Below are 26,351 nucleotides of genomic sequence, written 5' to 3'. Positions count from 1 at the left end.
CCATCAGCCAAACGATTTGTATCCGCACGCCTTTCTGCGATCGCGATAAGCCGGCCTTAATTCGCATCCGGCAAGGTGAAGGTTCTTATCTGCCTATCATTTTCTTTGTCGACATAACCCATGCGCACCCTGATCCGGACCCTCAGCCGTTTCCGCCGCGATCGCTCCGGCAACATCGCAATGACCTTTGGCCTCGCCATACTGCCGCTTGTCGTCGCGGTCGGATGCGCGGTCGACTACTCCCGCGCCAACCAGATCCGCAGCAAGCTGATGTCCGCCGCCGACGCGGCGAGCGTCGGCTCGATCGCCAAGGCATCGCCCGGCTTCATCGCGGCCGGCGCCATGACGTCGGACGGCGAGATCTCGGCGGGCGAAACCGATGCGAAGAAGATATTCAACGGCAACATCTTCAACCAGAACGGCTTCACGCTGACCAACGTGACGCCCACCATGACCAAGAGCGGCGGCACGATAACCTCGAAGGTGCAATTCACCGCCGACGTGCCGACCATGTTCTTGGGCGTGATAGGGCAGAGCAAGATGAGCGTCAGCGGCACGTCGACCTCGACCGCGAACATGCCGCTCTATGTCGATTTCTATCTGCTGCTCGACAATTCGCCGTCGATGGGCGTCGGCGCCACGCCGACGGACGTCACCAAGCTGGTCACCGCCACCACCGGCAACAGCTTCAAGCCGAACGACCAATGCGCCTTCGCCTGCCATGACTACAACGACCCGAACAACTACTACAATCTGGCGAAATCGCTTGGCGTGACGACGCGGATCGACGTGCTGCGCAGCGCGACCCAGCAGTTGATGGATACCGCGGCGGCGACCCAGACCTATTCGAGCCAGTTCCGCATGGCGATCTACGACTTCGGCGCGTCCTCGAAGACCTATGGCCTGCGCAGCTTGTTCTCGCTGTCGTCAAGCCTGTCGAGCGCGAAGTCGGCGGCCGGCAACATCGATCTGATGGGCGTCTACGGCAACAATGATGCCTACACCGCGGACAAGGACAGCCAGTTCAGCACGATTTTCCCGCAAATCAACAACGCGATCGCCAATTCGGGCGACGGCACGTCGTCGGCGCCGCTCAAATATCTGTTCTTCGTTTCCGACGGGGTTGCCGACGAGCCGAATGCAAGCTGCCTGAAGCCGATCACCGGCGGCAATCGCTGCCAGTCGCCGATCAATCCGGCGCTCTGCGACGTGATCAAGAAGCGCAACATCAAGATCGCGGTGCTCTACACTACCTATCTGCAGCTGCCGACCAACAACTGGTACATGACCTGGATCGATCCGTTCAACCAGGGCCCGTTCGGCCCGTCGCCGAACAGCCAGATCGCGCAGAACATGCAGGCCTGCGCCTCGCCGGGCTTCTACTTCGAGGTCAGCCCGACGCAAGGCATCGCGGACGCGATGAACGCATTGTTCAAGAAGGCGATCGCCGACGCGCGGATCTCGAGCTGACGACTTATCCCCGTCACCCTGAGGAGGCCGCGTAGCGGCCGTCTCGAAGGGTCGACGGCCCGGCTGGCCGTGCATCCTTCGAGACGCGCGCAGGAACGCGCTTCTCAGGATGACGGGACTCACACCGTCATTGCGAGCGAAGCGAAGCAATCCATCTGCCCGCATGCTCGGACGGATGGATTGCTTCGTCGCTTCGCTCCTCGCGATGACGGAGGTGATTGGGAAGCCGATTACGACCGGTAGTCGCCGTTGATCGTGACGTATTCCTTGGTGAGGTCGCAGGTCAGCACGCGGTCTTTCGCCTTGCCGAGGCCGAGCGCGACCTTGATCTGGATCTTCGGCGCCTTCATTGCCTCTGAGACCTCCTTCTCATTGTAGGACGGATCGCGCGCGCCGCTCTTGGCGACGCGGATGCCGTTGAAGGAGATCGAGAGCTTGTCGCGGTTGGCGGGCTCGCCGGCCTTGCCGACCGCCATCACCACGCGGCCCCAATTGGCGTCCTCGCCGGCGATCGCGGTCTTCACCAGCGGCGAATTGGCGATCGACATCGCGATCTTGCGCGCCGACGGCTTTGTCGTCGCGCCCTCGACCACCACCTCGACCAGCTTGCGGGCGCCTTCGCCGTCGCGCGCGACCTGCTCGGAGAGGTTGGCAAGGATTTGCTGGAACACCTTGGTGAAGGCCTTGAGGCGCGGATCGCTGGCGCGCGAGATCTTCGGCGCGCCGTTGGCGGCCGCAGCGCCGGTCGCAAACGCGAGCAGCGTGTCCGAGGTCGAGGTATCGCCGTCGATGGTCAGCGCATTGAAGGTGTCCTCGACGCCGGCCTTGAGCAGCGATTGCAGCACGCCGGCCGACAGCGGCGCGTCGGTGAAGATGAAGGACAGCATGGTCGCCATGTCGGGCATGATCATGCCGGCGCCCTTGGCCATGCCGTTGATCGTCACCTTGGCCTTGCCGAGCTTCACCGTCGCGGTGGCGACCTTCGGGAAGGTGTCGGTGGTCATGATGGCTTTGGCCGCGTCCATCCAGTGGTCGGGCGTCGCGGTCTCGGTGAGCTGCGCCAGCACGCCGTCGAACTTGGTGGCGTCGAGCGGCTCGCCGATCACGCCGGTCGAGGCCAGGAACACGTCCGAGGTCGAGCAGCCGACCGCCTTCGCCGCGATCTGCGCGGTCAGCGTGGTGGACGCCTTGCCGGTCTTGCCGGTGAAGGCGTTGGCGTTGCCGGAATTGACCACCAGCGCGCGGGCATTGCCGCCCTTCAGCCTGGCGCGGCACCATTCGACCGGCGCCGACGGGCACTTCGACTTGGTGAAGACGCCGGCCACCGTGGTGCCCTTGTCCAGCAGCGCGAGCAGCACGTCGGTGCGCCCCTTGTAGCGGATGCCGGCGGCAGCGGTCGCAAGCCGCACACCCGCGATCACGGGCATCTCGGGAACGTCAGGCGGGGCGAGGGGGGAGACGGCGGTGGACATCGGGAGGCTTCCGGCTACGGGGAGGGAAGCGCTGCATAACATCTCGTTGCGTGAAGCGGGAGAGGGTGGTGATGCGAACGCGCTACAGCGTCGTCCCGGCGAAGGCCGGGACCCAAAACCACCGTCATCAATTGTTCAAGAAACGGCTGCCACGGCAAGAACAGGTCTGCCGTCCCGGCCTGCGCCGGGACGACGCAGTCCCGCGGATAGACTGTCCCGGATTTCGCTTCGCTGCATCCGGGCTACGAAGGCCACAAAAGCAAATGGCCGGGACGTGCCCGGCCATCGCAACTGCAATAACGTTCGCGACGCTTACTTCTTCGCCGGCGCCATCTTGTTGTCGGCGGGCTTCGGCGCATCCTTGGCGGCGTCGGCCGGCGCGGCGGGGTCCTTGGCGGTCTCGGCCGGCTTGTCCATGCGCTCGACCTTGGCGGCCTCGCGCAGCTTGGCGACGTAGTCGGCCTGGGCCTTGCGGGTCACATAGGTCTCGATCTGGGCCTTCACCTGCTCGAAGTCGGGCGCCTTGCGGTTACGCTTTTCCTCGACCTTGATGATGTGCCAGCCGAACTGCGACTTGACCGGATCGGAGATCTTGCCCGGCTCGAGCGAGAAGGCGACCGCGGAGAATTCCGGCACCATCTGCTCCTTGGTGAAGAAGCCGAGGTCGCCGCCGTCGGAGGCGCCGGGATCCTTGGACTTCTTCTTGGCGAGCTCGGCGAAGTCGGCGCCCTTGTCGAGCTCGGCCTTGATCGCCTTGGCCTCGTCCTCGGTCTCGACCAGGATGTGGCGCGCGCGCACCTCCTGCTCGCCGGTGATCTGCTTGGAGGCCTCTTCATAGACCTTCTTCATGGCGTCGTCGGTGGTCGCGGCCTTGCCCTCGCTGGCAAGCAGGCTGTCCATCAACAGGCGGTTGCGGGTGAAGGCGAGCCGCTTCTTGAAGTCGTCATTGTTCTCGATCTTCTTGTCCTCGGCGGCCTTGGACACGATCTTCATGTCGATCAGGAAGGACAGCACGTTGTCCTTGCGGGTCGAGGGGTCCATCTGCTGCAGGCTCGGGCCGAGCTCCTCCTCGGCGAGCGCTACGTCGCTGGCGTGGATTTCGGAACCGTTCACCTTCGCCAGCACCGGGTCGGATTCGGCGGCGCGGACCGGAAGGCCGGCGGCCAGCACTGCGACAAGACAGCCCGTGGCGGCCAGGGTGGCGAGGCCGAGGCGCAGGCCGGTCTTGGTTTCCGGAGGCGAGGTGGTCATGCAAAATCCTTGTCTCAAAGGGGGGAAGCTCGAGCGGGGCGGACACTCGCCCAATCGTGTTACATTGGCAACGCGAAAGTCGTGTCAAAATGATGAATTCCTTGACATCTTGCCAGCGTTGACAACCCCCCGACCGGGCCATATCTCTGGCCCACCGTTTCGGTGGTGAGAGCGCTTATTTTGCTGCGTTTTTCGCCGTTGAACCCAGGATGGCCTGTTTCCCACTCAATTGGCGAAGGAGCCCCGGGTCGGGGCTCGAGCCGTAGCGCGTCACGGTGAGTTGATAGGCGGTCCGGCGGACCATCTCAGGCTGTATTCCGAGACTGAAATCCAAGACTGAAATCCAAGACTAAATTCAAGACTTGAATCGCAAGACCGAACCAAGACCGAACCCGAGACCGAAGAACAGGAATTTCGCATGATCGGCGCGCTCGCCCGCAAGTTTTTCGGCTCCGCCAACGACCGTCGGGTCAAGGGGTATCAGTCCCGCGTCAGCGCCATCAACGCACTGGAGGGCGATCTCGTTAAACTGTCCGACGACGAGCTCAAGGCCCGCACCGCCGAATTCAAGCAGCAGCTCGCCAGCGGCAAGACGCTGGACGACATCCTGGTCCCGGCCTTCGCCACGGTGCGCGAGGCCGCCAAGCGGACGCTCGGCCAGCGCCATTTCGACGTCCAGCTGATCGGCGGCATGGTGCTGCACGAGGGCGACATCGCCGAGATGAAGACCGGTGAAGGCAAGACGCTGGTCGCGACGCTCGCGGTCTATCTCAACGCGCTCGCCGGCAAGGGCGTCCACGTCGTCACCGTCAACGACTACCTCGCTCGCCGCGACTCCGGCTGGATGGGCCAGATCTACGCCTTCCTCGGCCTGACCACCGGCGTGATCGTGCACGGTCTCGACGATGCCGAGCGCAAGGCCGCCTATGCCTGCGACATCACCTACGGCACCAACAACGAATACGGCTTCGACTATCTGCGCGACAACATGAAGTACCGCCTGGAGGACATGGTCCAGCGCGAGCACTTCTACGCGATCGTCGACGAAGTCGACTCGATCCTGATCGACGAGGCGCGCACGCCGCTGATCATCTCCGGCCCGCTCGACGACCGTTCGGATTTCTACAACACCATCGACACCTTCATGCCGAAGCTCGTCAAGAAGGACGACTACGAGGTCGACGAGAAGCAGCGCACCGTGACCCTGACCGAAGGCGGCATGGAGAAGCTCGAGAACTTGCTGCGCGACGCCGGCCAGCTCAAGGGCGAGTCGCTGTACGACGTCGAGAACGTCTCCGTCGTGCATCACGTCAACCAGGCGCTGCGCGCCCACACGCTGTTCACCCGCGACAAGGACTACATCGTCCGCGACGACGAGGTCGTCATCATCGACGAGTTCACCGGCCGCATGATGCAGGGCCGGCGCTATTCGGAAGGCCTGCACCAGGCGCTGGAAGCCAAGGAGCACGTCACGGTCCAGCCCGAGAACCAGACGCTGGCCTCGATCACCTTCCAGAACTATTTCCGGATGTACCAGAAGCTGTCCGGCATGACCGGCACGGCGCTGACCGAAGCCGACGAGCTGTTCGACATCTACAAGCTCGAGGTCGTCGAGATCCCGACCAACCTGCCGGTGGCGCGCCTCGACGAGGACGACGAGGTCTACCGCACCCAGAACGAGAAATACGCCGCGATCCTTGCCGAGATCGAGCGCGCCAACAAGCGGCTGCAGCCGGTGCTGGTCGGCACGGCGTCGATCGAGAAGTCGGAAGTGCTGGCCGAGTACCTCAAGAAGCACGGCTACAAGCAGATCGACTTCACCTCCGAATCCGGCATGGAGAAGCTCTATGCCGCGGCGCGCGCGGGCAAGCCGGCGAAGCTGTTCGCGGTGCTGAACGCGCGCTTCCACGAGCAGGAAGCCTACATCGTCGCGGAAGCCGGCGTGCCGGGCGCGATCACGATCGCGACCAACATGGCCGGCCGCGGCACCGACATCAAGCTCGGCGGCTCGCTCGAGATGCGGATCCAGCAGGAGACCGGGGCGATCACCGACGAGGCCGAGAAGGCCAAGAAGATCGAGCAGATCAAGGCCGACATCGAGCGCTTCCGCGAGATCGTGCTGAAGGCGGAAGAGGATTTCGAGATCGAGCCCGCCAAGGGCAACAAGCCCGCCAAGACCGTGAAGAAGCCGGGCGGCCTCTACATCATCGGCTCCGAGCGTCACGAGTCCCGCCGCATCGACAACCAGCTGCGCGGCCGATCCGGCCGTCAGGGCGACCCCGGCCGCTCGAAGTTCTTCCTGTCGCTGGAAGACGATCTGATGCGCATCTTCGGCTCCGACCGGCTCGATAGCATGCTGCAGCGGCTCGGCCTGCAGGAAGGCGAAGCCATCATCCATCCCTGGATCAACAAGGCGCTCGAGAAGGCGCAGCAGAAGGTCGAGGCGCGCAACTTCGACATCCGCAAGAACCTCTTGAAGTTCGACAACGTCCAGAACGACCAGCGCAAGGTGATCTTCGATCAGCGCGTCGACCTGATGAAGGACGACAGCGTGGTCGAGACCGTGACCGACATGCGCCATGCCTTCGTCGAGGACGTGGTCACCAAATACATTCCCGAGCACGCCTATGCCGAGCAGTGGGACACCACGGGCCTCAAGGACGAGCTGAAGCGCGTGCTCGATGTCGATCTGCCGGTCGACGAATGGGCCAAGGAAGAGGGCATCGCCGACGAGGAACTGCTCAACCGCATCGAGACCCATGTCGACGAGCGCATGGCGGCCAAGGTCGCGCAATGGGGCCCCGACGTGATGCGCTACGTCGAGAAGACCATCCTGCTGCAGACGCTCGACCATCTTTGGCGCGAGCACCTGATCATGCTCGACCATCTGCGCCAGGTGATCGGCCTGCGCGGCTACGGCCAGCGCGATCCGTTGCAGGAGTACAAGACCGAAGCCTTCAATCTCTTCCAGGAGATGAGCGCGCATCTGCGCGAGGCGGTCACCGCGCAGCTGATGCGGGTCGAGATCGTGCCGCCGGAGGAGCCGCCGCAGCCGCTGCCGCCGATGGAAGCGCACAAGCTCGATCCCAACACCGGCGAGGACGAGTTCGCCCGCGCCAGCCTCACCGAGGCCACCTACGCCCAGGCCTCGCTGGCGCCGGCGATGCTCGCCGCCGACCGCAATCCGAACGACCCGGCCAGCTGGGGCAAGGTCGGCCGCAACGAGGACTGCCCCTGCGGCTCAGGCAAGAAGTACAAGCACTGCCACGGGCGGTACGCGTAAGCGATTTGACCGGTGAGTTCGGTCATCATCGCTTGATGAGAGGACATCCATCCTCGCCTGCCGGGCGAAACGCCTGTTCGCCCGGGATCGTCGCAATGATCTTGTAGTAGTCCCAAGGGCCACTCGATTCATCGGGTGTTTTGACCTGCACGAAATACATGTCGTGCAGCAGCCTTCCGTCTTCCCTGAGCTTGCCGGCTTTTGTGTAGAAATCGTTGACCGGAATCTCGCGCATTTTGGCCATCACCGCTTTCGGCTCATCGGTGCCGGCTGCCTCGATGGCGCGAAGATAATGCAGGATTGCGGAATAGACGGACGCCTGCGCTGAGGTCGGCATACGTTTGTGTCGTTCAAAAAAGCGCTTCGACCATGCGCGCGTTTCGTCGTTGCGATCCCAGTAGAACCCGGTGACAAATCGCAAACCTTGCGCCGGTCGAAGTCCGAGACTGTGAATGTCGGTGATGAAGGCAAGAAGCGCGACGAGCGTCTGACCGCCGCGTGACAGTCCAAACTCGTTTGCCTGCTTGGTGGCGTTGATCATGTCTCCGCCGGCATTTGCCAGCGCTACGACCTTCGCGCCCGAGGCTTGCGCCTGCAGCAGATACGAACTGAAATCCGAGCTGTTGATCGGGTGGCGCACGCTTCCCAACACCTTTCCGCCGCTGGCTAGAACGGCGCTGCTCGCATCGGCCTCCATCGAATAGCCAAAAGCGTAATCAGCGGTGACGAAGAACCAGGTGTCCGCACCGCTGCGGACCATGGATCGAGCAAGTGTGGTGGTTAGCGCGTATGAATCCTGCAGCCACGAGGCTTCGTTCGGCGTGCAGTTCTTTCCTGTGTACGCAGTCGTTCCGACGGCGCCGGCGATGGCGATGCGATTTTTCTGGAGTGCGACCTGCTCGACCGCGAGCGCGACGGATGAATTGTCGAATCCGACCGCCATATCGACGTTGTCGACGTCGAACCAGTGACGCGCAATCGCGGCACCGATGTCGGCCTTGCTCTGATGATCGCCAATGACGATATCGATCGGCTTGTTCAGCACCTTGCCGCCGAAGTCCTCCACCGCCATGTGCGCGGCGATGACCGAGCCGGGTCCGCCAAAATCGGCGTACACACCGGACTGATCGTTCAATACCCCGATCCGTACCACGTCGTCCGAAATCTGTGCGACGGCTGTCCCGCTATAGGGGGATGCCAGGCAGCCCAAAAGCACCGCGAGATGTGGCAACCGCATGGGTTCACCTCGGTGTCGGAGTGGACGGTGCCGATCCTACTTGTTTTTGATTCAATTATCGATGGACGAGGAGAATATGCGAACCGGACGAGCCTCATGCGTCAACAGCTGACTTTCGGAGGTACCGCGAATGGATGATGCTTGCTTGAGGCGGCGGTCGCTGTGTTCCGGCCTGAGGCGCCTACCGACGGAAGCCACGAGTACAAGCGCTGCCAGGACGGTCCGCGTAAGCATCGCCCTTCAGTGAGGCAAGCGCATGTGGCAGGCGCGCGCAATCCGTCACGCCCGCTCTTCGCCAGTTGGCCGTTGAACGGTGCTACTTCGGCGTGTCGTAGAGCGGCTTGCCCTTGTCGACGATATGGACGGTCAACAGCTTGATCGCCTTGTCGCCGACGACCTTGTAGGCGCCGTGCGGTGCACCGCGCGTGGTGATGCCAACCGCGCCGGTCGGAATTGCCACCTGCTTTCCGTCCGGCAACTCGATGGTGCCGCCTTCGAGGAAGTAGTACGATTCCTCACCATTATGGAAGTGCAGCATCGACGTGTCGCCAGGCTTCAGTTCGCTGATGCTCGTGATGACCTCCATGTTGGTGCCGCTCAAATCGGCTCGCTTCAGCTCTTTTCGAAACGGTGAGTCCTGTGCATTCGCGGGCGTGACCAGCATTGCAGCCAAGGCAAGTCCGACAATCGTCTTCATGGAAATCGTGCCTCCCTGAAAATGATATTGAGAAATACCTGCTAGCTTCTTGGAAATTGCGCATGCCGGCAAGGTGGTTGGCTTGGCAAGATACATCCCGCACCGCACACGCGGGCCTGCTGTCACGGAGAAAAATCCGGTGCGGCCGGTCGCAATCCGAACGACCCGGCCAGCTGGGGCAAGGTCGGCCGCAACGAGGACTGCCCCTGCGGCTCAGGCAAGAAGTACAAGCACTGCCACGGGCGGTACGCCTGACAGTTGTATCGACAGTTTGGCGGGACCGACATGAGTTCGGCCCGCCAGCATTTTGCTTCGATCCTGCGGGCGCCTGCTAACCTGCGGGGCCGCCGCGAATGGTTGGCGTCCACGCATTGGCTTACGCGATAATTATCGGCGTGGCCTCCGCATTGTTGGCCGCCGGCGGATCCGGCTCATTCTGTGGATCGGGAAGCGGCTCATCGTAGAAACAACGCAGCAGCATCACGCATGTTTTTACGTTCTGGGCAGGATTTGCCATGCTTGGCATGTTTCTGGTCTGAGGCACGTGAGAGTTGTTGGGATCGAGCTCAAATTCAGTTGTGATGGTGCTGTCATGCACCGCATCGAAATGGACTTGCTTTATCGACGAGTCACCCATCACGGCATTCAGGACGGCGCTGATCGCGACTTTGGTGGCGTGAGGAAGTCCTCGACGCAACAAGAAGAACCAGCGCAATCTGGCGGCTTGATTGGCCGGGGCGCTGCTCAATCGATGCGCAAGGCGAGCCAGATTCAGTCTTCTGCTAAAGAGCAATCCGCTTTCCTTCTGGTCCTGGAATCGGACCGATCCCAGCATCGTCTTGTCGAGGTTTGCGGCTTCGGCGTTGGGATCGTGCATATCCGAGAAGCGATTGCTTAGCGCGGCGCAGATTTGCTGGTCGTTAGGCGACGGAATCAGAGCTCCCATGTTCACCTCCGTAAAATGAACTTACAGCAATAATTCACACCTTTCAGGCCGGCTGGTAAGGGAAGCTCCTAGCGCTTGCCTCCGCCGTAACCAGCACCGATTCCAGCAAGGCAGCGGAACGTTCTGCGAAGATGACGGACCTGCTGCCTCCGACTCGCTCATCAAGCAATGCAACTCGTCCAGCGCCTGTTCGATTTGCAATCGGCGTCCAGTATTACGAAGCAGTGTCTGGGCTCCCTGCGTTGTCGCCCATTGGTCAGCGATGCAGTCACAGGCCAACGTCACGTTGTACGGTGATCTTGGCCCGGTCCCGAGATGATGCCCTGCTTCATGAAGGAAAACAAAGGTCAGGGACGCTTCGGCCAATGTCGGATGTAACGCCAGCCCGCCGTAGACCAGTACGCTGGGCTTCCCATCAAGCACGATGGCCTGCGCGTTGATCACCCTGCAATCGAGACGCAACTCAAACCGCAAGCCGGGAAAGGCGGTCTGAAAATCGGCGGTGATCGCACTGAGCACGGCAGACCGTTCTCCGGCGAGTCCACGATCAAGCGGCAAAAAATTGCTGAAGAGCATGCAAACTTCCAATCACCACTTGCAATGTAAGGGCGCGGTCGTAACGCAGGAGCGGTCGTCGCTCTACTCTCTCGCATCAATACTATCTAAGCGTGAGCAGATGTAAATAGACCGCGAAGAGGCCGCGGCTGGCTGTCCGGTGGAGGTCTCACTGGCGCGGGGCAATGTAAGAATGCAAGCGGCTGCACGCGGCGACCGGGCCGCCGCTGCAGCCGCCTCACTGTCAGCCCGCATACGCCTTGTCGAGATCGGCGATCACGATCTTCTGCATCTTCAGCATCGCCTGCATGACGCGATCGGCCGCCTTGCGGTCGGGATCGCCGAGATAGCGGCTCAGCGCCGACGGGATCACCTGCCACGACAGGCCGAAGCGGTCCTTGAGCCAGCCGCAGCGCGATTCCTGGCCGCCGTCGGTGAGCTTCTCCCAGAAATAGTCCACCTGCTGCTGGGTCTCGACGCTGAGGAAGAACGACACCGCCTCGTTGAACTTGTGCTGCGGCCCGCCATTGAGCGCGTAGAACCGCTGCCCCTCGAGCTCGAAGCTCGCCATGAAGTCGCTGACGGTCTCGATCTCGGCGTTGGGAAACACCGATTTGTAGAAGGCGACGGCCTCGCGGACGTTGTTGTCGAGCCAGAGGAACGGCGTGATCGAAGTCATGACGGGGTGTCCTCGCTGGTTGGTCGATCGGGGAACCTGCGCGACGACACGCGAAGGCTGCGCCACCGGCGCGCCCACAGGACGTGCATGGCGGCCACATCCCGACATTCGCTGTCAGCTTTTTTCGATGATTTCGACAAATGCTGCGCCCGACCAGCGCGCGGGCCTCAGTTGGCGCTGCCGATCAGGCTTTCCAGGAGCCGCTTGAGCTCGGTGGTCGACTTGTCGCCATAGCTCTCGACGATGTGCTCTTCCTGGCTCACCGCCAGCGAGTTGAGCCGGCGGCACAGCGCCTTGCCGCGGTCGGAGACGAACATCAGCACCTTGCGGCGATCCTTGGGGTCCTGCACGCGATAGACCAGCGCGTCCGACACCATGCGGTCGATCATCTTGGTCAGTGTCGGATGGTTGAGCAGCACCGCGTCGGCAAGCTCGCCCATCGAGTGGCCGTTGCCGTCGGACAGCACCTTGAGGATGCGCCACTGCTCGACCGGCACGCCTTCCTTGGCCAGCCGCGTCTCCAACTGCCGGTTGATCTCCCGGTTGGCTTGCGCGAGCAGGTAGGTGAGGTGTTCGGTGATCGGGGAGTTTTCTTTCGGCGGTTTAGCCACGGCGTGAGACCTGGTTCCTGACCCGGTGAATGAATGTCCGGCAACTCATGCCGTTTCTATATGCACTTCAATTGTTGAATATTCAATATTTTCCCCTAGGATATTCCCCCAACCAAAGGGCGGATGCCGCGACCGCCCGCTGGCTGCGTTGCGTATTGCTTCCCAGACAGGAGTTGGCGTGCTCTCGACGGTCTCTCTCCAGGCGTATGGCGGCTTGCCCGTCGCGCCGCCGCACCTGTTTCGAAGCCCGTCGTCCTGTGCGGCCGATTTCGCTTTGACCGTCAAGCCGGGCTCGTCGCGCCGTGGCGGCACCGACAGCAAGCTTCGGATCGGCAATTTCATCACCTTCTCCGGCGCGCCCGGGATCTGGGGGCCGATCTCGGCCAACAGCGTCATGCTCGCGGTCGACGAGATCAACCGGCGCGGCGGCATCCGCGGCCGCGAGGTCGAATTGTCGATGTACGACGCCGGCGGTCCGATCGAGGAGGTGGTGCGACGCGCCGAGCAGGCAATCGCCTTCGACGAGATCGACGTGATCATGGGCTCCCATATCAGTGCGGTCCGCCTCGCGCTGCGCAGGGTTACGGCCGGCCGCATCCCCTATGTCTACACGCCGGTCTATGAGGGCGGCGAGCGGACGCCCGGGGTGATGGCGATCGGCGAGACGCCACGCGCCGAGAGCCGCCCGGCGATCCATTGGCTCACTGAGGCCAAGAAGGCGCGGCGCTGGTACCTGATCGGCAGCGATTATGTCTGGCCTTGGCAATCGCATCGCGCGGTGAAGCGCTACATCAAGCAGGCCGGCGGCCAGGTGGTCGGCGAGGAATTCGTCCCGCTCGGCGAGGACGATCACGAGCCGCATCTGGCGCGGATCCGCGCCGCCAAACCCGATGTCGTGCTGATCACCCTGATCGGGACCGACAGCATCACCTTCAACCGCGCCTTCGCCGATGCCGGGCTTGCCGCCACCACGCTGCGCTATGCGGGCGCGATGGACGAGACCGTGCTGCTCGGCATCGGGCCGGACGCGACCGAGAATTTGTTCTGCGCCTCCGGCTATTTCGGCTGCGTCGATGCCCGTGCCAATGACGAGTTCCGGGCCAGCTACCGTGCGATGTTCGGGGTGCATGCCCCGCCGATCGGGTCGGTCGGGCAATCCAATTATGAGGGGATGCGCTTTCTCGAAGCCGCGGCCAACCAGGCCCGCTCGCTGTCGACCGGCCCCTTGTCTGCTGCAGCGCGCAACCTGGTCTACAGCGGTGCCCGCGGCATCGTCACCATCCGCGACGGCCGTGCCGAAATGCCGATCTATCTTGCCGAGGCCGACGGTCTCGACTTCAATGTGATCAAGACGATCTAGCGGGCACCGTCGCCCGCGAGGGCAATGCCGCACTCGCCGTGCGGGGTGCCGTTACCAGACAGGAGCAGGTGTGCATTTGACGCCCAACGTCATGGCCGGCGGCCTCCCGTTCCCGCCATCCCTGCTGTTCAGGAACCTGGCGTCGGCGGCGTCGGATCGCGTGCTTGCGCCGATGGATCGTGGCGGGTTCGGCCGGCGTGGCGCGCGCAACCGGCTGCGGATCGGCGGTTTCGTCTGTTGCACCGGTTCGCCCGGGATGTGGGGACCGGCCGCGACCTCGACCGCGCAACTCGCCGTTGCGGACATCAACCGGCGCGGCGGCATCCTCGGCCGCGAGATCGAGTTCCAGGTCTACGACGCCGGCGGCCCGATCGAGGAGGTGCTCGACCGCGCCGAGCAGGCGATCGCGTTCGACGAGGTCGATCTCATCATGGGCATGCACACCAGCGCGGTGCGCGTCGCGATGCGGCATCTCATCACCCGCAGCAAGATCCCCTACATCTATACGCCGGTCTATGAGGGCGGCGAGCGGACGCCGGGCGTGATTGCGATCGGCGAGACGCCGCGCTGGCAGAACCGGCCGTCGATCCACTGGCTGGCCGAGGCGAAGCGCGCCTCGCGCTGGTACCTGATCGGCAGTGACTATGTCTGGCCATGGCAGTCGCACCGCGCGGTGAAGCGCTACATCAAGGAGACCGGCGGCCTCGTGGTCGGCGAGGAGTTCGTGCCGGTCGGCGAGGACGATCACGACGCGCATCTGGAGCGGATTCGTGCCGCGAAGCCCGATGTGGTGCTGATCTCGCTGATCGGCACCGACAGCGTGACCTTCAACCGCGCCTTCGCTGACGCCGGGCTCGCCGCCACCACGCTGCGCCTGGCCGGCTGCTTCGACGAGACGGCGCTGCTCGGCGTAGGCGCCGACAAGACCGAGAACCTGTTCTGCGCCTCCGGCTATTTCCCCTCGGTCGGCTCGCAGGCCGGCGACGATTTCCGCGACCGCTATCGCGCGATGTTCGGGGCCTTCGCGCCGCCGGTCGGATCATGCGGCGAATCCGCCTATGAAGGCTTCTGCCTGCTCGAGGCCGCCGCCCACCGTGCCGGTTCGCTCGACCTGCGGCCACTGCTCGCGGCCGCCGACAACCTCGTCTATCGCGGCCCGCGCGGTCCGGTCACGGTGCGCGATGGCCACGCCCGGATGCCGATGTACCTCGCCGAAGCCGACGGCCTCGACTTCAGGGTGATCAAGCCGATCTGAAATCGAGGTGCGACAGCCGCGCCGGAAGGTTTTGCGAAATAATACTTGAAAAGGAAAATATTTCCGTTTTGAATACAACAGCGGGGTGGACGGTTCGCGCGGGGCAACGCGCAGCCGGCTGCCTCGTGTCGAGGGATCAATCCAAAGATCAAAAGCTTCAGGAGAGCGCCGTGACCGTCGTCCTTCCCACGCCAACGCAACTTCGCGCCGTCGCCGAGCAGTGCGGCCTGTCCCTGACCGATGAGGACGTGGCCTCGTTCCGCGGCCTGATGCAGGGCTCGGTCGAGGCCTACAACCTCGTCGCCCAGATGCCGGACGAGCTGCCCGAAGTGAAATATCCGCGCACGCCCGGCACTCGGCCGGCGCCGGAAGACAACAAACACAACGCCTGGTACCGCAAATCGACGGTGAAGGGCGCCGCCTCCGGCAAGCTCAAGGGCAAGACGGTGGCGCTAAAGGACAACATCATGCTGGCCGGCGTGCCGATGACCAACGGCTCGTCGACGCTGGAAGGCTATGTCCCCGACTTCGACGCCACCATCGTCACCCGCATGCTCGACGCCGGTGCCGAGATCAAAGGCAAGGTGCATTGCGAGCACTTCTGCCTGTCCGGCGGCAGCCACACCGGCTCCTACGGGCCGGTGCACAATCCGCACAAGATGGGCTATTCGGCCGGCGGCTCGTCGTCGGGCTCGGGCGTCGTGGTCGCGCTCGGCGAGGTCGACATGGCGATCGGCGGCGACCAGGGCGGCTCGATCCGCATGCCGTCCTCGTTCTGCGGCACCTACGGCATGAAGCCGACCTGGGGTCTCGTGCCCTACACCGGCATCATGCCGATCGAGATCTACGTCGATCACACCGGCCCGATGACCGCGACGGTGGAAGACAACGCGCTGCTGCTCGAAGTGCTGGCCGGCGACGACGGCTACGATCCGCGGATCAAGGCGCCGACGGTCGACGACTACACCAAGGCGCTCGGCAAGGGCGTCAAGGGCATGAAGATCGGCATCGTCAAGGAAGGCTTCGAGCAGCCGACCGCGGAGGCTGCGGTGAACGAGAGCGTGCGCGAGGCGGCCAAGCGCTTCAAGGACCTCGGCGCCAGCATCGAGACGGTGTCGATCCCGATGCACATGCTCGGCGGCGCGATCTGGACCCCGATCGGCACCGAAGGCCTGACCCAGACCATGATGTTCGGCGACGGCTACGGCCTCAGCCGCGGCGACCTCTATTCGACCTCGCTGATGGATTTCCATCGCGGCTGGCGCCGCCAGGCGGATTCGCTGTCCGAGACGACAAAGCTGTTCATGATGCTCGGCACCTACATCAACAACAATTTCGGTCCGCGCTTCTACGGCAAGGCGCTCAACATCTCGCGCCGGCTGGCCGCGGCCTACGACAAGGCCTTCAAGGACTACGATCTCTTGCTGATGCCGACCACGCCGATGAAGGCGACGAAGTTGCCCGAGGCCAATGCCAGTCGCGAGGAATACGTCGCCCGCGCGCTCGAGATGATCTCCAACACCGCGCCGTTCGACATCACCCATCACCCGGCGATGTCGCTGCCCTGCGGCATGGTCGACGGACTGCCGGTCGGGCTGATGCTGGTCGGCCGGATGTTCGAGGAGAGCACCATCTACCGCGCCGCGCATGCCTTCGAGCAGGCCGGCGACTGGAAGAAGATGTGAGGCGCCGCTTGCTGCTGACCCAGGCTGGATGGATCGAACACCATGGCTAGCACCTTCGCCGCGGTGTTCGAGATTGTGAGCTTCGGCGCGATCATCGTGCTGGTCGTGCTCGGGCTCGGCATCATCGCCAGCATGATGGGCATCTTCAACTTCGCGCAGGGCGAGTTCGTCCTGCTCGGGGCCTACGTCACCTATCTGGCCTACGCCCATGGCGCGCCGGTCTGGGCCGGCATGGTCGCCGCGCCCTTCGTGGTCGGCGCGATCGGCTTCGTGCTGGAGGCGCTGATCATCAGGCGCTTCTACGCTGCGCCGATCGTGGCGATGCTCGGCACCTATGCGCTCGGCCTGATCATCCGCGAGAGCGTCCGCGGCCTGATCGGGGGCTTCTATCTCACGGTGCCGGAGCCGATCGGCGGTTCGATCGACCTCGGCTCCGTCCACATCTCGGCCTGGCGCTTCACCATCATCGTGATCACGCTGCTGGTGATGGGTGGTTGCTATCTGCTGCTGGCGCGCACCTCGTTCGGGCTGCGGGTCCGCGCCACGCTGGAGAACCCGGCGCTGGCGCGCGCCTCGGGCATCTCGACGCCCCTGATCTACGGCGCGACGTTCGCGTTCGGTGCGGCGCTCGCCGGGCTTGCCGGCGCGCTGATCGTGCCGGTGTTCAGCCTGTTCGCCGATCTCGGCATCCGCTTCCTGATCCAGGGTTTCGTCGCCGTGATGGTCGGCGGGGTCGGCTCCTTCATCGGTCCGGTGGCCGGCGCCGGCGTGATCGGCACGCTCAGCGCTGCGCTGCCATGGGTGATGTCGCCTGTCGTCGCCGACGTGCTCGTCTTCGTGCTCGCCATCGCCTTCATCAAATTCCGGCCGCAAGGCCTCATTGCTGGGAAAGGGGTCTAATCACCATGTCGATTGAACGCATGAATCTCACGCGCCGCCGCTTCATGAGCAATTTTGCCTTTGCGACCGGCGCGCTCGCGACCGGGGTCGGCAGCTGGGTGGTGAGGCCGGATTGGGCCAATGCCGCAGAGGGACCGATCAAGGTCGGCATCGCGACCGACCTGACCGGCCCGATCGCTTATGCCGGCAACGCCGACGCCAACGTCGCCAAGATGGTGATCAAGGAGATCAACGCCGGCGGCGGCCTGCTCGGCCGGCCGCTCGAGCTCTACATCGAGGACACCGCCTCGAACGAATCGGTCGCGGTCGGCAACGTCCGCAAGCTGATCCAGCGCGACAAGGTCGACATGGTGCTGGGCGGCATCACCTCGTCGATGCGCAATGCGATCAAGGATCCGATCGTGGCGCGCGGCAAGACACTCTACATCTATCCGCAGCTCTACGAGGGCAAGGAGTGCACGCCGTTCCTGTTCTGCACCGGACCGACGCCGGCGCAGCAATGCGACGAGTTCATTCCCTGGCTGATCAAGAACGGCGGCAAGAAGTTCGCGCTGCCGAGCGCCAACTATGTCTGGCCGCATACGCTCAACGTCTACGCCCGCAAGGTGATCGAAGACAATGGCGGCGAGGTGGTGTTCGAGGAGTACTATCCGCTCGACCAGGTCGACTTCTCAGCCACCGTCAACCGCATCATCTCCAACAAGGTCGATGTGGTCTTCAACACCGTGATCCCGCCCGGTGTCGGCCCGTTCTTCAAGCAGCTTTATGAAGCCGGCTTCCTCAAGAACGGCGGACGGCTCGCCTGCGTCTACTACGACGAGAACACGCTCAACATCAACCAGGCCAACGAGATCGAGGGGTTGGCGAGCTGCCTCGACTACTTCAAGGTGCTGACCAAGGAAAGCCCGTTCGACGCCAAGATCCAGGCGGCCTACGAAAAGGATTTTCCCGGCAACTTCCTGTTCGCGGCCGGCAGCGCCGCCACCGGCACCTATCGCGGCCTCAAGCTGTGGGAAGCCGCGGTCAAGGAAGCCGGCAAGGTCGACCGCGAGTCGGTCGCCGCTGCGCTGGACCACGCCAAGATCGCCGAAGGGCCCGGCGGACCGGCCGAAATGGTGCCGGGCAAGCGTCACTGCAAGATGAAGATGTACACCGCAGTTGCCAAAGGCGGGAACTATGAGATCGTGGCACGCAGCGCCGGTCTCGTCGATCCCAAGGAATGCTGAGCAGTCAATGGGTGGAGCAAGCGAGGCCGTCGCACGCGTCGGTGAGGAACCAGATGTCGTGACGGGTGAGGGACTACCGGCCGCGCACGCGCCGGCGGGACAGGCGTCGGCTGGATGGAAGGTCCTGCCGATCGTGGAAGGGCTGGTGCTGCTGATCGCACTGGTCCTGCCGTGGGTGCTGCAGGATTATCTCACGGTGTTCGCTACCCGTGTGGTGATCCTGGCGCTGTTCGCGCTGTCGTTCGACCTGGTGTGGGGCTATGCCGGCATCATGAGCTTCGGCCAAGCGCTGTTCTTCGGCGCCGCCGGCTACGGCGTGGCGCTCTTGGCGCGCGACCTCAACGTCACCTCGATCCTCTTGATCCTGCCGGCGGGCACCCTGATCGGCCTCACCGCATCGCTGCTGCTCGGCGGCTTCCTGCTGCTCGGGCGCTATCCCTCGAGCGTGATCTTCGTCTCGCTCGGCACCCTGACCGGCTCCTATGCCGCGGACCGGTTGGCGCGCGGCTGGTACTATCTCGGCGGCCAGAACGGCATCCCGTCGATCCCGCCGCTCACCCTCGGCAGCTACGAGTTCGAGGAAGGGCCGGTATACTACTACATGGTGCTCGGCATCCTGGTGGTGGTCTATCTGCTCTGCCGCTTCCTGGTGCGTTCGCAATTCGGCCTCGCGCTCGCCGGCCTGCGCGAGAACGAGCAGCGCATCGCCTTCTTCGGCTACAAGGCGCAGCACCTGAAGGCGATCATCTTCGCGGTCGGCGGCACCATCGCCGGCCTCGCCGGCAGCCTCTATGCCTTCCATGAAGGCTTCGTCTGGCCCAACATGCTGGGCGTCGTGTTCTCGACCCAGGTCGTGCTCTATGTTCTGTTCGGCGGCTCCGGCACGCTGATCGGCGCGGTGATCGGCACCGTGATCATCGAGGGCGTCTCGTTCTGGCTCTCGGACAACTATCGCGATATCTGGCCGATCATCCTCGGCGTGCTGCTGTTGCTCGTGATCATGTTCCGCCCGCTCGGGCTGGTCTCCCTCGTGCTCGGCGAGCGCGAGCGGGTCGGCAGCTTCGGCAAAGCGCCCAACAAGGCAAAGGAGTCCGGCCATGCCGCTCCTTGAGGCGCAAGGCATCAGCAAGGTGTTCGGCAAGCTCACCGCGCTTGACGGAGCGGCGCTGACCGTCGGCGAGAACGAGTTTCACGGCCTGATCGGCCCGAACGGCTCGGGCAAGAGCACGCTGATGAAATGCGTCGCCGGCGCCGACGTGCCGACCACGGGCAAGGTCTCCTTCGTCAACACCGACATCACCGCGTTCACGCCAACCGAACGCGCCCGCGCCGGCATGAGCCTGAAATTCCAGATCACCTCGGTGCTGCCGACGCTGACGCTGTACGACAACATCCTGCTTGCGCTGCAGGCGCAGTGCTCGCTGTTCGACCTGGTGCTGTCGCGCACCCGCAGGAAGCTGCACGATCAGGTGATGACGATGCTGACCCAGTTCCGGCTTGCCGATCGCGCCCATGATGCCGCCGCGGCGCTGTCGCACGGCCAGCAGCAATGGCTGGAGATCGCGATGGCGCTCGCAGGCCGGCCGCGGCTGCTGCTGCTGGACGAGCCGACCGGCGGCATGAGCCTCGAGGAGCGCCGCGTCACCGGCGAATTGTTGCAGCCGATCAAGCAGCATTGCTCGCTCGTCATCGTCGAGCACGACCTCGATTTCATCCGCGACATCTGCGACCGCCTCACCGTGCTCGACCAGGGCAAGGTGCTGGCGTCGGGGACGGTCGCGGAGATCCAGGCCAACAAAAGCGTCCAGGAGATTTATCTTCGCCGTGCCTGAGCAAACCTTCCTCGATATCAGGCATCTCGATGCCGGTTACGGCCGCAGCCAGGTCCTGTTCGATGTCAACATCGGCATCCCCTGGCGCGGCGGCGTCGCCGTGCTCGGCCGCAACGGCGCCGGCAAGACCACGCTGATGAAGACCATCGTCGGCGAGCTCGCCAGCACGCAAGGCGAACTGTCGTTCGACGGCCGGGACATCACGCGGCGCCGCACCGAGGAGCGCGTGCGCTCCGGCATCGGCTATGTGCCGCAGGAGCATTCGGTGTTCGCCCGCCTGTCGGTGCGCGACAACCTCGCCGTCGGCTCGCTGTTCAATCCGGATGCCAGCGCGGTCGACCGCGTGATCGCCATCTTCCCGAAACTCGGCCAGCGCCTCGACCAGCCGGCCGGCACGCTGTCGGGCGGCGAGCGCAAGATGCTGGCGATCGGCCGCGCCATGCTCGGCAATCCGAAGCTGCTGCTGCTCGACGAGCCGACCGAAGGCGTCTGGATCGGCGTGATCGAGGAGATCACCGAGCGGCTGATCGAGCTCGCCAAGAGCATCTCGGTCGTGATCGTCGAGCAGCATCTCGACCTCGCGCTGCGCGTCGCCGACTATGCCTATGTGCTGGATCGCGGCCGCGTCGCGCTGCAGGGCGCAGCAGGCGAGGTGCGCAACGATCCGGAACTGCTGCGCTATCTGGCGCCGTAGAATCCCGGGTTCCCGCAGGAACGAAGCGCTCCTGCTGCCGTTAGGCCGCGGGAGGAATTCAACGATGCGTTATTTCTCGATTGCAGCCGTTTTTGCCGCTGCCGTGCTCAGCAGCGGCGCCGCGCTGGCGCAGCATTCCGGCACCTCGGCGGAACAGAAGGCGTGCTCGCGCGATGCGCAGCGCTTCTGCCGCAAGGACCTCGGCAATGACGGCGCGGTGCAGAATTGTCTTCAGACCAATCGCGACAGCCTGAGCCGAAGCTGCAAGAAGGTGTTCGAGAGCCACGGCATGTAGCCGTCGCTTGCCGGTTGCAGCAGCAACTCCTTGTCGGGTTAGCGCGGCGACGTTCCGTCGATGCGCTCGACGAGGTGTGCCCGTGAAGGCGAAGGCGCGAATCGGTCGGCGAAATATTGCGTTTCGTGGGCGACCAGTCCGTCGCGGAATTCCATGATGCTCACCACGTAGGACGGCCTGTCGTCATAGGTGAGGATGTATTCGGTCACCCAGAGATCGCCGCCGCCGATGATGCGCCGGATCGTGAAGCGCTTTGTGTTCGGCTGCACGGTCCGGCTCTCCTGAATGCTGCGCCGGCCCCGGATCCGTTCGCCCGATTGCGGATAATCAAGCACGGCATCGTCACGGTAGATGTCGTGCTCGCGTTCGAAATCGCTCGCATCCGAAGCCTCCCAATGGCGCTGAAGCGCTGCGCGTACGGTTTGATCGTCCATCGCAATCTCCCGGCTGTGCCCCGCGTGCGTGATCTGACGATCGTCGATAGGTGGTTGGCAAGAGGAATGTGGCAGAGCAACGCTGCGGCGATTCATGTCGCGGGGATACGGAAGTTTGACCTACAGATCGCGCAACATACTCGACGTCGTCCCGGCCTTCGCCGGGGCGACGCTGAGTCGGCGGGATCGCTACCGAATGGCGTCGCGGCGCAGTCGTGCCGCGTCTACTTCACCGCGGAGAAGCGGGTGTCGAACGAGTTGGTCTGCACGACCGGTGCGGAGCCGGCGAGCTGGGTCGACGAGCTCGCGGCCGGTGCGGCGGCGGCGGTGTTGGTGACCTGCGGCTTCGGCGCGGGCTTGGCGGCCTGCTTCGGCTCCGCCTTCGGGGCGACGCGTACCACCGATTGCGGCTTGGCCTCGGCGACCTTCGGCTTGGCCGGTGCGGCAGCGGCCGGAGCCGGCGCGCTCGTCCTGCTGGCGTCGGCGGTGGCGCCGCCGATGCCGACCTTGCGGGCGAAGCTCGAGAAGAAGCCCTCGGACTTGTCGGAGGCGTTCGCCGAAGCGACGCGGGTGTTGGCCGGCGGCGCTGTCGTCGTCGACGACGTCGTCGCCACGACCGGCTCTTCCTGTTGGGGCGCGATGTTCGGCCGCGGCGGATTGACCGTGCCGGGGATCGTGCCGGGCGCGCGCGCCAGCGCCATCGACTGCAGCGCCTGGCTGTCGCCGCCTTCGGAGAGACCGGTGTTTCCTTCCGGAATCTTCGAGGCGAAGATCGCGTTCATGCCGCCGTCGATGCCGGTGTTGAGGCGGGCAACGGGCGTGCCCTTGGACACCAGCTTGGCGGTCTCGGCGGCGTCCTGCTGCTCCTTCTCGCGCACCGCGCTCGCGATCTCGTCGGGGATCACATAGGCCGGGCACTTGGCGGCGGCGTCGAACACCGGATCGCGGGTCGCATTCGGGGCCTTGACCGCGTCGAACACGTATTTCTTCTCGCAGAAGTCGACCTTCGGCTCCTGCTTGGTCACCTCGAAATGATCATAGCCTTCCTTGATCATCTTCCAGAAAGGCATGTTCGGATTGTTGCGGTGCTTGGCCATGTTCACCGGCGTCATCCGGAACGGATAGGCCTGCAGCTGGAACGCCTTCTGGCCGCCGAAGAACGACTCGCGGCCGAGCGAATAGATTTCCGCGATCTGCTCGTCGGTCATCGCGTAGCAGCCGCGCGACGAACAGTCGCCATGCACCATCAGCTGCGAGCCGGTGCGGCCGAGCGCCTTGTCGAACGCGTTGGGATAGCCGGTGTTGAACGACAAATAGTAGGCCGACTGCGGGTTCATCTGGCTCGGGTTGATCGAGTAGAACCCTTCGGGCGCCTGGCGGTCGCCTTCGCGGACCTTCGGGCCCAGATCGCCCGACCAGCGGCAGATCGGATAGGTCTTCAGCAGCGCCATGCGGCCGGAGCGATCCTGCTTCCAGACCTCGAGCTCGGCTTCCTGCTTGAACAGCCGCACCAGCATCGGCGACTGCATGTCCATGTCCTTCTCGGCCATGGCGGCGACGAGCTTGGGCGGGACCGGCTGGTTGGCCTTGGCGTTCTGGGCGAGCGAGATCTGGTCGCTGTCACAGCCGGCGAGCATGACACCCGCGGCGAGGACCGCCGAAGTCAGAAGCGCGCGTACGAGCGTGCGATGAGTCAAGTCCGAGCTCCACACCCACCGGGCGATTTTCGCGACCCCAACACGGCGAACATGCCCTGAAGCCATTGTGTAAAATATTAGCCTTCGACCACCCCTGCTCGCAACCTGAACCGGGGCTGACGGCTCTCACCGTAGCAGGCATGGTTCAAGGAACGTTAAAGACCCGGCTCGGGGCTCAATTGCGGCAAAATTGGTCGATTTGGGCGAAAATCACGGCGATTTGCGCAGGTCAGCCGAGCTTGCGGCCGATATCCAGGAACTTCTGGCGCCGCTGCTTGCGAATCGCGTCCGGATCAAGATTTCGTAGGTCGTTCAGCGCCTGGGCGATGGCGTCGCCCGTGGTCGCGATCATCGCGGCGGGGTCGCGATGAGCGCCGCCGGAGGGCTCCTTGAGGATCTGGTCGATCACGCCGAAGCGCAGCATGTCCTGCGCGGTGATCTTCATGCTGTTGGCGGCTTCCTGCGCCTTGGTGCCGTCGCGCCACAGGATCGAGGACGCCGCCTCCGGCGAGATCACGCTGTAGATCGCGTGCTCCATCATCAGCACGCGGTTCGCCGTGGTGATGGCGATGGCGCCGCCCGACATGCCTTCGCCGGTGACGATCGCGACGTTGGGCACGCCGAGCGACAGGCAGGCGTCGGTCGAGCGCGCGATCGCCTCGGCCTGGCCGCGCTCCTCGGCGCCGATGCCGGGATAGGCGCCGGCGGAATCGACGATCGACAGCACCGGGATGCCGAAGCGGTCGGCCATCTCCATCAGGCGCACCGCCTTGCGGTAGCCTTCGGGGCGCGCCATGCCGAAATTGTGCTTGATGCGGCTGTCGGTGGTGGCGCCCTTCTCCTGGCCGACCACGCAGATGCTCTCGCCGCGGAAGCGGCCGAAGCCGCCGATCAGGGCCTCGTCGTCGGCGAACTTGCGGTCGCCGGCCATCGGGGTGAATTCGGTGATCAGGCCGCCGATGAAATCGGTGAAGTGCGGCCGCTGCGGATGCCGCGCCACCAGCGTCTTCTGCCACGGCGTCAGGTTGGCATAGAGATCGGTCAGCGCCTGCGCGGCCTTGTCCTCGATCCGCGCGACCTCGTCGCCGATGTCGCTGCCGCTTGCGGCAAGCGCCCGCAACTCGTCGATCTTGGATTCAAGCTCGGCGACGGGTTTTTCGAAGTCGAGATAGCTGCGCATCGGGTCGGGCATCAACTCAATATAGGGAGGAACAATGCGAGGGGCGAAGCGGTTTCGGCGGTGACAAGAGAAGTTTTGTAACTTCAATCGGTTAACGCGCATTCAGGTGGAATGCACGCTTCGGGATCGCAGGCAGGTGACGCTCTTTCTGCGGAGATGCGGCGGAAGTCAAGGCGGATTGCTCGTAGCCCGTAGCCCGGATGGAGCGAAGCGCAATCCGGGAATGGTATTTCCGCCGATACAGTCCCCGGATTTCGCTTGCGCTCCATCCGGGCTACGGGTGTCTAGGGCTTCTCCGCCAGCGGGTGCAGGTCGCGGACCAAGCTCTTCAGCCGCTCCTCCACCACATGGGTGTAGATCTGGGTGGTGGAAATATCGGTGTGGCCGAGCAGGGTCTGCACGATGCGCAGGTCCGCGCCATTGTGCAGCAAATGGCTGGCAAACGCATGACGCAGCACGTGCGGCGACACCAGCCGCGGCGCGAGGCCGGAGGCGCTCGCGAGCTCCTTGAGGTCGCGGGCGAAATGCTGCCGGGTCAGATGGCCGCTCTCGCCGGAGGACGGAAACAGCCATTTCGATGCTGCTGCCTTCTTCGCCTTCGGCTGCATCACCTCCAGCGCAGCGAGGTAGTCCGCCATCGCCTGGCGCGAGGCGTCGTTCAGCGGCACCAGCCGCTCCTTGTTGCCCTTGCCGCGCACCACGATCATCCGCGCGTCGCGGCGTGCCGCGGAGACCGGCAGCGACACCAGCTCGGAGACGCGCAGGCCGGTGGCGTAGAGCACCTCGAGCAGGCAATACAGCCGCAGTGCGCGCAGCCGCTGCGCCGGCGAGACGTCGGTCTGGGTCAGCTCCTTGGCGCGGGTCAGCATGCGGTCGACGTCGGCGATCGACAGCACCTTGGGCAGGCCGCGGCCGCGCTTCGGCCCGGACAGGATCGCGGCCGGATCATCGCCACGGATACGTTCGTTGAGCAGGAAGCGGTAGAGATGCCGCATCGCCGACAGCCGCCGCGCCACGCTGGTCGACTTGAAGCCCCGCGTGTCCAGGTCGGCGAGGTAGCCGCGCAGCGCCTCGGTATCGGCGCTGGTGAAATCGGCGCCGGCATGGGCGAGGTAGTCGGAGAAATCGGTGAGGTCGCGCCGATAGGCGTCGAGCGTGTTGACTCCGGCACCCTGTTCCGCGGCGAGCATGTCGAGGAACAGCGCCGTCAGCTTGGCGTCGGAGGATTTTGCGGGGGACCTGGCCTGGGTCTTGGCTTCGGTCTTGGCGGGATTTTTGGCAGCAGCGGGCATGCCGGAATCATAGCGTCTATTTCTTGAGGAACTTATCCGGCGGGATGGTCACCGTCATTTCCCGCGGTTTCGGCTGTACGTAATTCGCCAGCGCGAAGACGATGCCGTAGCCGATCCCGAAAATCACGGCGACGACCGTCAGGAAGCGGAACAGGCTGGGCATGGAGGCGACTCGGGCGGCGAATTAACCAATGAAATCATCCAACATGTTCCCCGCACCGTTGCAAGAGTCGCTGGTAACGGTATCGCCGGGGGTAGTATAGGTGGCTCGAATTCCGAACAATTCGTCCCAATATCCGA

Annotated in this window: 24 protein-coding genes and 1 pseudogene; 12 read left to right on the top strand and 13 right to left on the bottom strand. The window is 64.1% G+C overall.

Annotated features, from left to right (window positions below; all coding sequences use genetic code 11):
- Nucleotides 1–120 precede the first annotated feature (120 nt).
- Complete coding sequence (locus BRSPCE3_RS31255) at nt 121–1,470, top strand: TadE/TadG family type IV pilus assembly protein (RefSeq protein ID WP_244070223.1); 1,350 nt, start codon at nt 121–123, stop codon at nt 1,468–1,470.
- A gap of 230 nt (nt 1,471–1,700) precedes the next feature.
- Here the strand turns inward: BRSPCE3_RS31255 and argJ are convergent, their stop codons facing one another.
- Together argJ and BRSPCE3_RS31245 are read right to left on the bottom strand one after the other, a co-directional pair.
- Nucleotides 1,701–2,942 (bottom strand): bifunctional glutamate N-acetyltransferase/amino-acid acetyltransferase ArgJ, encoded by a 1,242-nt coding sequence (gene argJ / locus BRSPCE3_RS31250; RefSeq protein WP_244070221.1) that lies wholly within the window; start codon nt 2,940–2,942, stop codon nt 1,701–1,703.
- A gap of 312 nt (nt 2,943–3,254) precedes the next feature.
- Complete coding sequence (locus tag BRSPCE3_RS31245; RefSeq protein ID WP_244070218.1) at nt 3,255–4,193, bottom strand: peptidylprolyl isomerase; 939 nt, start codon at nt 4,191–4,193, stop codon at nt 3,255–3,257.
- 418 nt (nt 4,194–4,611) lie between these two features.
- Here BRSPCE3_RS31245 and secA point away from each other — a divergent pair, with 418 nt between their 5' ends.
- Nucleotides 4,612–7,476, top strand: coding sequence for a preprotein translocase subunit SecA (gene secA, locus BRSPCE3_RS31240; RefSeq protein ID WP_244070215.1), 2,865 nt, complete (start codon nt 4,612–4,614; stop codon nt 7,474–7,476).
- A 25-nt stretch (nt 7,477–7,501) separates the two neighbouring features.
- Here the strand turns inward: secA and BRSPCE3_RS31235 are convergent, their stop codons facing one another.
- Both BRSPCE3_RS31235 and BRSPCE3_RS31230 read right to left on the bottom strand, forming a co-directional pair.
- A complete protein-coding gene (locus tag BRSPCE3_RS31235) occupies nt 7,502–8,713 on the bottom strand; it encodes an ABC transporter substrate-binding protein (protein ID WP_244070213.1) in 1,212 nt (403 codons plus the stop codon).
- Nucleotides 8,714–9,029: 316 nt separating this feature from the next.
- Entirely contained in the window at nt 9,030–9,410 is a 381-nt protein-coding gene (locus BRSPCE3_RS31230) for a cupin domain-containing protein (RefSeq protein ID WP_244070210.1), read from the bottom strand.
- Nucleotides 9,411–9,554: 144 nt separating this feature from the next.
- On the opposite strand from BRSPCE3_RS31230, the pseudogene BRSPCE3_RS36200 reads away from it, so the two are divergent.
- A pseudogene (locus tag BRSPCE3_RS36200) lies at nt 9,555–9,665 on the top strand (SEC-C metal-binding domain-containing protein); the annotation flags it as partial.
- Nucleotides 9,666–9,786: 121 nt separating this feature from the next.
- Here BRSPCE3_RS36200 and BRSPCE3_RS31225 read toward each other — a convergent pair.
- The 4 genes from BRSPCE3_RS31225 to BRSPCE3_RS31210 all read right to left on the bottom strand — a co-directional run bounded on the left by BRSPCE3_RS31225 (nt 9,787) and on the right by BRSPCE3_RS31210 (nt 12,201).
- Nucleotides 9,787–10,356 carry a hypothetical protein gene (locus tag BRSPCE3_RS31225; protein WP_244070208.1) on the bottom strand — a complete coding sequence of 190 codons (570 nt, stop codon included), beginning with the start codon at nt 10,354–10,356 and terminating at the stop codon, nt 9,787–9,789.
- 21 nt (nt 10,357–10,377) lie between these two features.
- A complete protein-coding gene (locus BRSPCE3_RS31220; RefSeq protein WP_244070206.1) occupies nt 10,378–10,932 on the bottom strand; it encodes a hypothetical protein in 555 nt (184 codons plus the stop codon).
- Between the two features lie 223 nt (nt 10,933–11,155).
- Nucleotides 11,156–11,590: a VOC family protein gene (locus tag BRSPCE3_RS31215; protein ID WP_244070204.1), complete on the bottom strand. Its 435-nt coding sequence runs from the start codon at nt 11,588–11,590 to the stop codon at nt 11,156–11,158.
- Nucleotides 11,591–11,757: 167 nt separating this feature from the next.
- Entirely contained in the window at nt 11,758–12,201 is a 444-nt protein-coding gene (locus BRSPCE3_RS31210; RefSeq protein ID WP_038387042.1) for a MarR family winged helix-turn-helix transcriptional regulator, read from the bottom strand.
- A gap of 178 nt (nt 12,202–12,379) precedes the next feature.
- On the opposite strand from BRSPCE3_RS31210, the gene BRSPCE3_RS31205 reads away from it, so the two are divergent.
- The 9 genes from BRSPCE3_RS31205 (at nt 12,380) to BRSPCE3_RS31165 (ending at nt 21,448) form a co-directional block, all read left to right on the top strand.
- Entirely contained in the window at nt 12,380–13,561 is a 1,182-nt protein-coding gene (locus BRSPCE3_RS31205) for a substrate-binding domain-containing protein (RefSeq protein ID WP_244070202.1), read from the top strand.
- A gap of 91 nt (nt 13,562–13,652) precedes the next feature.
- On the top strand, nt 13,653–14,816 hold the full coding sequence (locus tag BRSPCE3_RS31200) for a substrate-binding domain-containing protein (protein ID WP_244070645.1): 1,164 nt from the start codon (nt 13,653–13,655) through the stop codon (nt 14,814–14,816).
- Between the two features lie 170 nt (nt 14,817–14,986).
- A complete protein-coding gene (locus BRSPCE3_RS31195; protein ID WP_244070200.1) occupies nt 14,987–16,501 on the top strand; it encodes an amidase in 1,515 nt (504 codons plus the stop codon).
- Between the two features lie 42 nt (nt 16,502–16,543).
- Nucleotides 16,544–17,401: a branched-chain amino acid ABC transporter permease gene (locus BRSPCE3_RS31190; RefSeq protein ID WP_194457249.1), complete on the top strand. Its 858-nt coding sequence runs from the start codon at nt 16,544–16,546 to the stop codon at nt 17,399–17,401.
- A gap of 5 nt (nt 17,402–17,406) precedes the next feature.
- A complete protein-coding gene (locus BRSPCE3_RS31185) occupies nt 17,407–18,627 on the top strand; it encodes a substrate-binding protein (protein ID WP_244070198.1) in 1,221 nt (406 codons plus the stop codon).
- Nucleotides 18,628–18,634: 7 nt separating this feature from the next.
- Entirely contained in the window at nt 18,635–19,738 is a 1,104-nt protein-coding gene (locus BRSPCE3_RS31180) for a branched-chain amino acid ABC transporter permease (protein ID WP_244070197.1), read from the top strand.
- A complete protein-coding gene (locus BRSPCE3_RS31175) occupies nt 19,725–20,459 on the top strand; it encodes an ABC transporter ATP-binding protein (RefSeq protein ID WP_244070196.1) in 735 nt (244 codons plus the stop codon). The genes BRSPCE3_RS31180 and BRSPCE3_RS31175 overlap by 14 nt, the downstream gene beginning before the upstream one ends.
- A complete protein-coding gene (locus tag BRSPCE3_RS31170; RefSeq protein WP_244070195.1) occupies nt 20,452–21,153 on the top strand; it encodes an ABC transporter ATP-binding protein in 702 nt (233 codons plus the stop codon). The genes BRSPCE3_RS31175 and BRSPCE3_RS31170 overlap by 8 nt, the downstream gene beginning before the upstream one ends.
- 64 nt (nt 21,154–21,217) lie before the next feature.
- Nucleotides 21,218–21,448, top strand: a complete 231-nt coding sequence (locus BRSPCE3_RS31165; RefSeq protein WP_244070193.1) for a cysteine rich repeat-containing protein — start codon at nt 21,218–21,220, stop codon at nt 21,446–21,448.
- Nucleotides 21,449–21,486: 38 nt separating this feature from the next.
- Here the strand turns inward: BRSPCE3_RS31165 and BRSPCE3_RS31160 are convergent, their stop codons facing one another.
- The 5 genes from BRSPCE3_RS31160 to BRSPCE3_RS31140 form a co-directional block, all read right to left on the bottom strand.
- The gene (locus BRSPCE3_RS31160; RefSeq protein ID WP_244070643.1) at nt 21,487–21,882 is read right to left on the bottom strand and encodes a nuclear transport factor 2 family protein; all 396 of its coding nucleotides are present in this window, start codon (nt 21,880–21,882) and stop codon (nt 21,487–21,489) included.
- Between the two features lie 224 nt (nt 21,883–22,106).
- The gene (locus tag BRSPCE3_RS31155) at nt 22,107–23,579 is read right to left on the bottom strand and encodes a murein L,D-transpeptidase family protein (protein WP_244070191.1); all 1,473 of its coding nucleotides are present in this window, start codon (nt 23,577–23,579) and stop codon (nt 22,107–22,109) included.
- Nucleotides 23,580–23,808: 229 nt separating this feature from the next.
- Nucleotides 23,809–24,771 (bottom strand): acetyl-CoA carboxylase carboxyltransferase subunit alpha, encoded by a 963-nt coding sequence (locus tag BRSPCE3_RS31150; RefSeq protein ID WP_106328597.1) that lies wholly within the window; start codon nt 24,769–24,771, stop codon nt 23,809–23,811.
- Nucleotides 24,772–25,043: 272 nt separating this feature from the next.
- Nucleotides 25,044–26,051, bottom strand: coding sequence for a site-specific tyrosine recombinase XerD (xerD, locus tag BRSPCE3_RS31145; protein ID WP_244070190.1), 1,008 nt, complete (start codon nt 26,049–26,051; stop codon nt 25,044–25,046).
- 16 nt (nt 26,052–26,067) lie between these two features.
- Nucleotides 26,068–26,214: a histidine kinase gene (locus BRSPCE3_RS31140; protein ID WP_076864023.1), complete on the bottom strand. Its 147-nt coding sequence runs from the start codon at nt 26,212–26,214 to the stop codon at nt 26,068–26,070.
- Nucleotides 26,215–26,351 lie beyond the last annotated feature (137 nt).

It is taken from the genome of Bradyrhizobium sp. Ce-3, assembly GCF_022835695.1.
Lineage (GTDB): Bacteria > Pseudomonadota > Alphaproteobacteria > Rhizobiales > Xanthobacteraceae > Bradyrhizobium.
This window is presented reverse-complemented; position numbering and strand designations above follow the sequence as displayed.

What these genes read in the sequence shown, in the direction of transcription:
- BRSPCE3_RS31255 (WP_244070223.1), top strand. Translation starts at nt 121, where the DNA reads ATGCGCACCCTGATCCGGACCCTCAGCCGTTTCCGCCGCGATCGCTCC.
- argJ (WP_244070221.1), bottom strand. Translation starts at nt 2,942, where the DNA reads ATGTCCACCGCCGTCTCCCCCCTCGCCCCGCCTGACGTTCCCGAGATG.
- BRSPCE3_RS31245 (WP_244070218.1), bottom strand. Translation starts at nt 4,193, where the DNA reads ATGACCACCTCGCCTCCGGAAACCAAGACCGGCCTGCGCCTCGGCCTC.
- secA (WP_244070215.1), top strand. Translation starts at nt 4,612, where the DNA reads ATGATCGGCGCGCTCGCCCGCAAGTTTTTCGGCTCCGCCAACGACCGT.
- BRSPCE3_RS31235 (WP_244070213.1), bottom strand. Translation starts at nt 8,713, where the DNA reads ATGCGGTTGCCACATCTCGCGGTGCTTTTGGGCTGCCTGGCATCCCCC.
- BRSPCE3_RS31230 (WP_244070210.1), bottom strand. Translation starts at nt 9,410, where the DNA reads ATGAAGACGATTGTCGGACTTGCCTTGGCTGCAATGCTGGTCACGCCC.
- BRSPCE3_RS31225 (WP_244070208.1), bottom strand. Translation starts at nt 10,356, where the DNA reads ATGGGAGCTCTGATTCCGTCGCCTAACGACCAGCAAATCTGCGCCGCG.
- BRSPCE3_RS31220 (WP_244070206.1), bottom strand. Translation starts at nt 10,932, where the DNA reads ATGCTCTTCAGCAATTTTTTGCCGCTTGATCGTGGACTCGCCGGAGAA.
- BRSPCE3_RS31215 (WP_244070204.1), bottom strand. Translation starts at nt 11,590, where the DNA reads ATGACTTCGATCACGCCGTTCCTCTGGCTCGACAACAACGTCCGCGAG.
- BRSPCE3_RS31200 (WP_244070645.1), top strand. Translation starts at nt 13,653, where the DNA reads ATGGCCGGCGGCCTCCCGTTCCCGCCATCCCTGCTGTTCAGGAACCTG.
- BRSPCE3_RS31190 (WP_194457249.1), top strand. Translation starts at nt 16,544, where the DNA reads ATGGCTAGCACCTTCGCCGCGGTGTTCGAGATTGTGAGCTTCGGCGCG.
- BRSPCE3_RS31185 (WP_244070198.1), top strand. Translation starts at nt 17,407, where the DNA reads ATGTCGATTGAACGCATGAATCTCACGCGCCGCCGCTTCATGAGCAAT.
- BRSPCE3_RS31180 (WP_244070197.1), top strand. Translation starts at nt 18,635, where the DNA reads ATGGGTGGAGCAAGCGAGGCCGTCGCACGCGTCGGTGAGGAACCAGAT.
- BRSPCE3_RS31175 (WP_244070196.1), top strand. Translation starts at nt 19,725, where the DNA reads ATGCCGCTCCTTGAGGCGCAAGGCATCAGCAAGGTGTTCGGCAAGCTC.
- BRSPCE3_RS31165 (WP_244070193.1), top strand. Translation starts at nt 21,218, where the DNA reads ATGCGTTATTTCTCGATTGCAGCCGTTTTTGCCGCTGCCGTGCTCAGC.
- BRSPCE3_RS31160 (WP_244070643.1), bottom strand. Translation starts at nt 21,882, where the DNA reads ATGGACGATCAAACCGTACGCGCAGCGCTTCAGCGCCATTGGGAGGCT.
- BRSPCE3_RS31150 (WP_106328597.1), bottom strand. Translation starts at nt 24,771, where the DNA reads ATGCCCGACCCGATGCGCAGCTATCTCGACTTCGAAAAACCCGTCGCC.
- xerD (WP_244070190.1), bottom strand. Translation starts at nt 26,051, where the DNA reads ATGCCCGCTGCTGCCAAAAATCCCGCCAAGACCGAAGCCAAGACCCAG.
- BRSPCE3_RS31140 (WP_076864023.1), bottom strand. Translation starts at nt 26,214, where the DNA reads ATGCCCAGCCTGTTCCGCTTCCTGACGGTCGTCGCCGTGATTTTCGGG.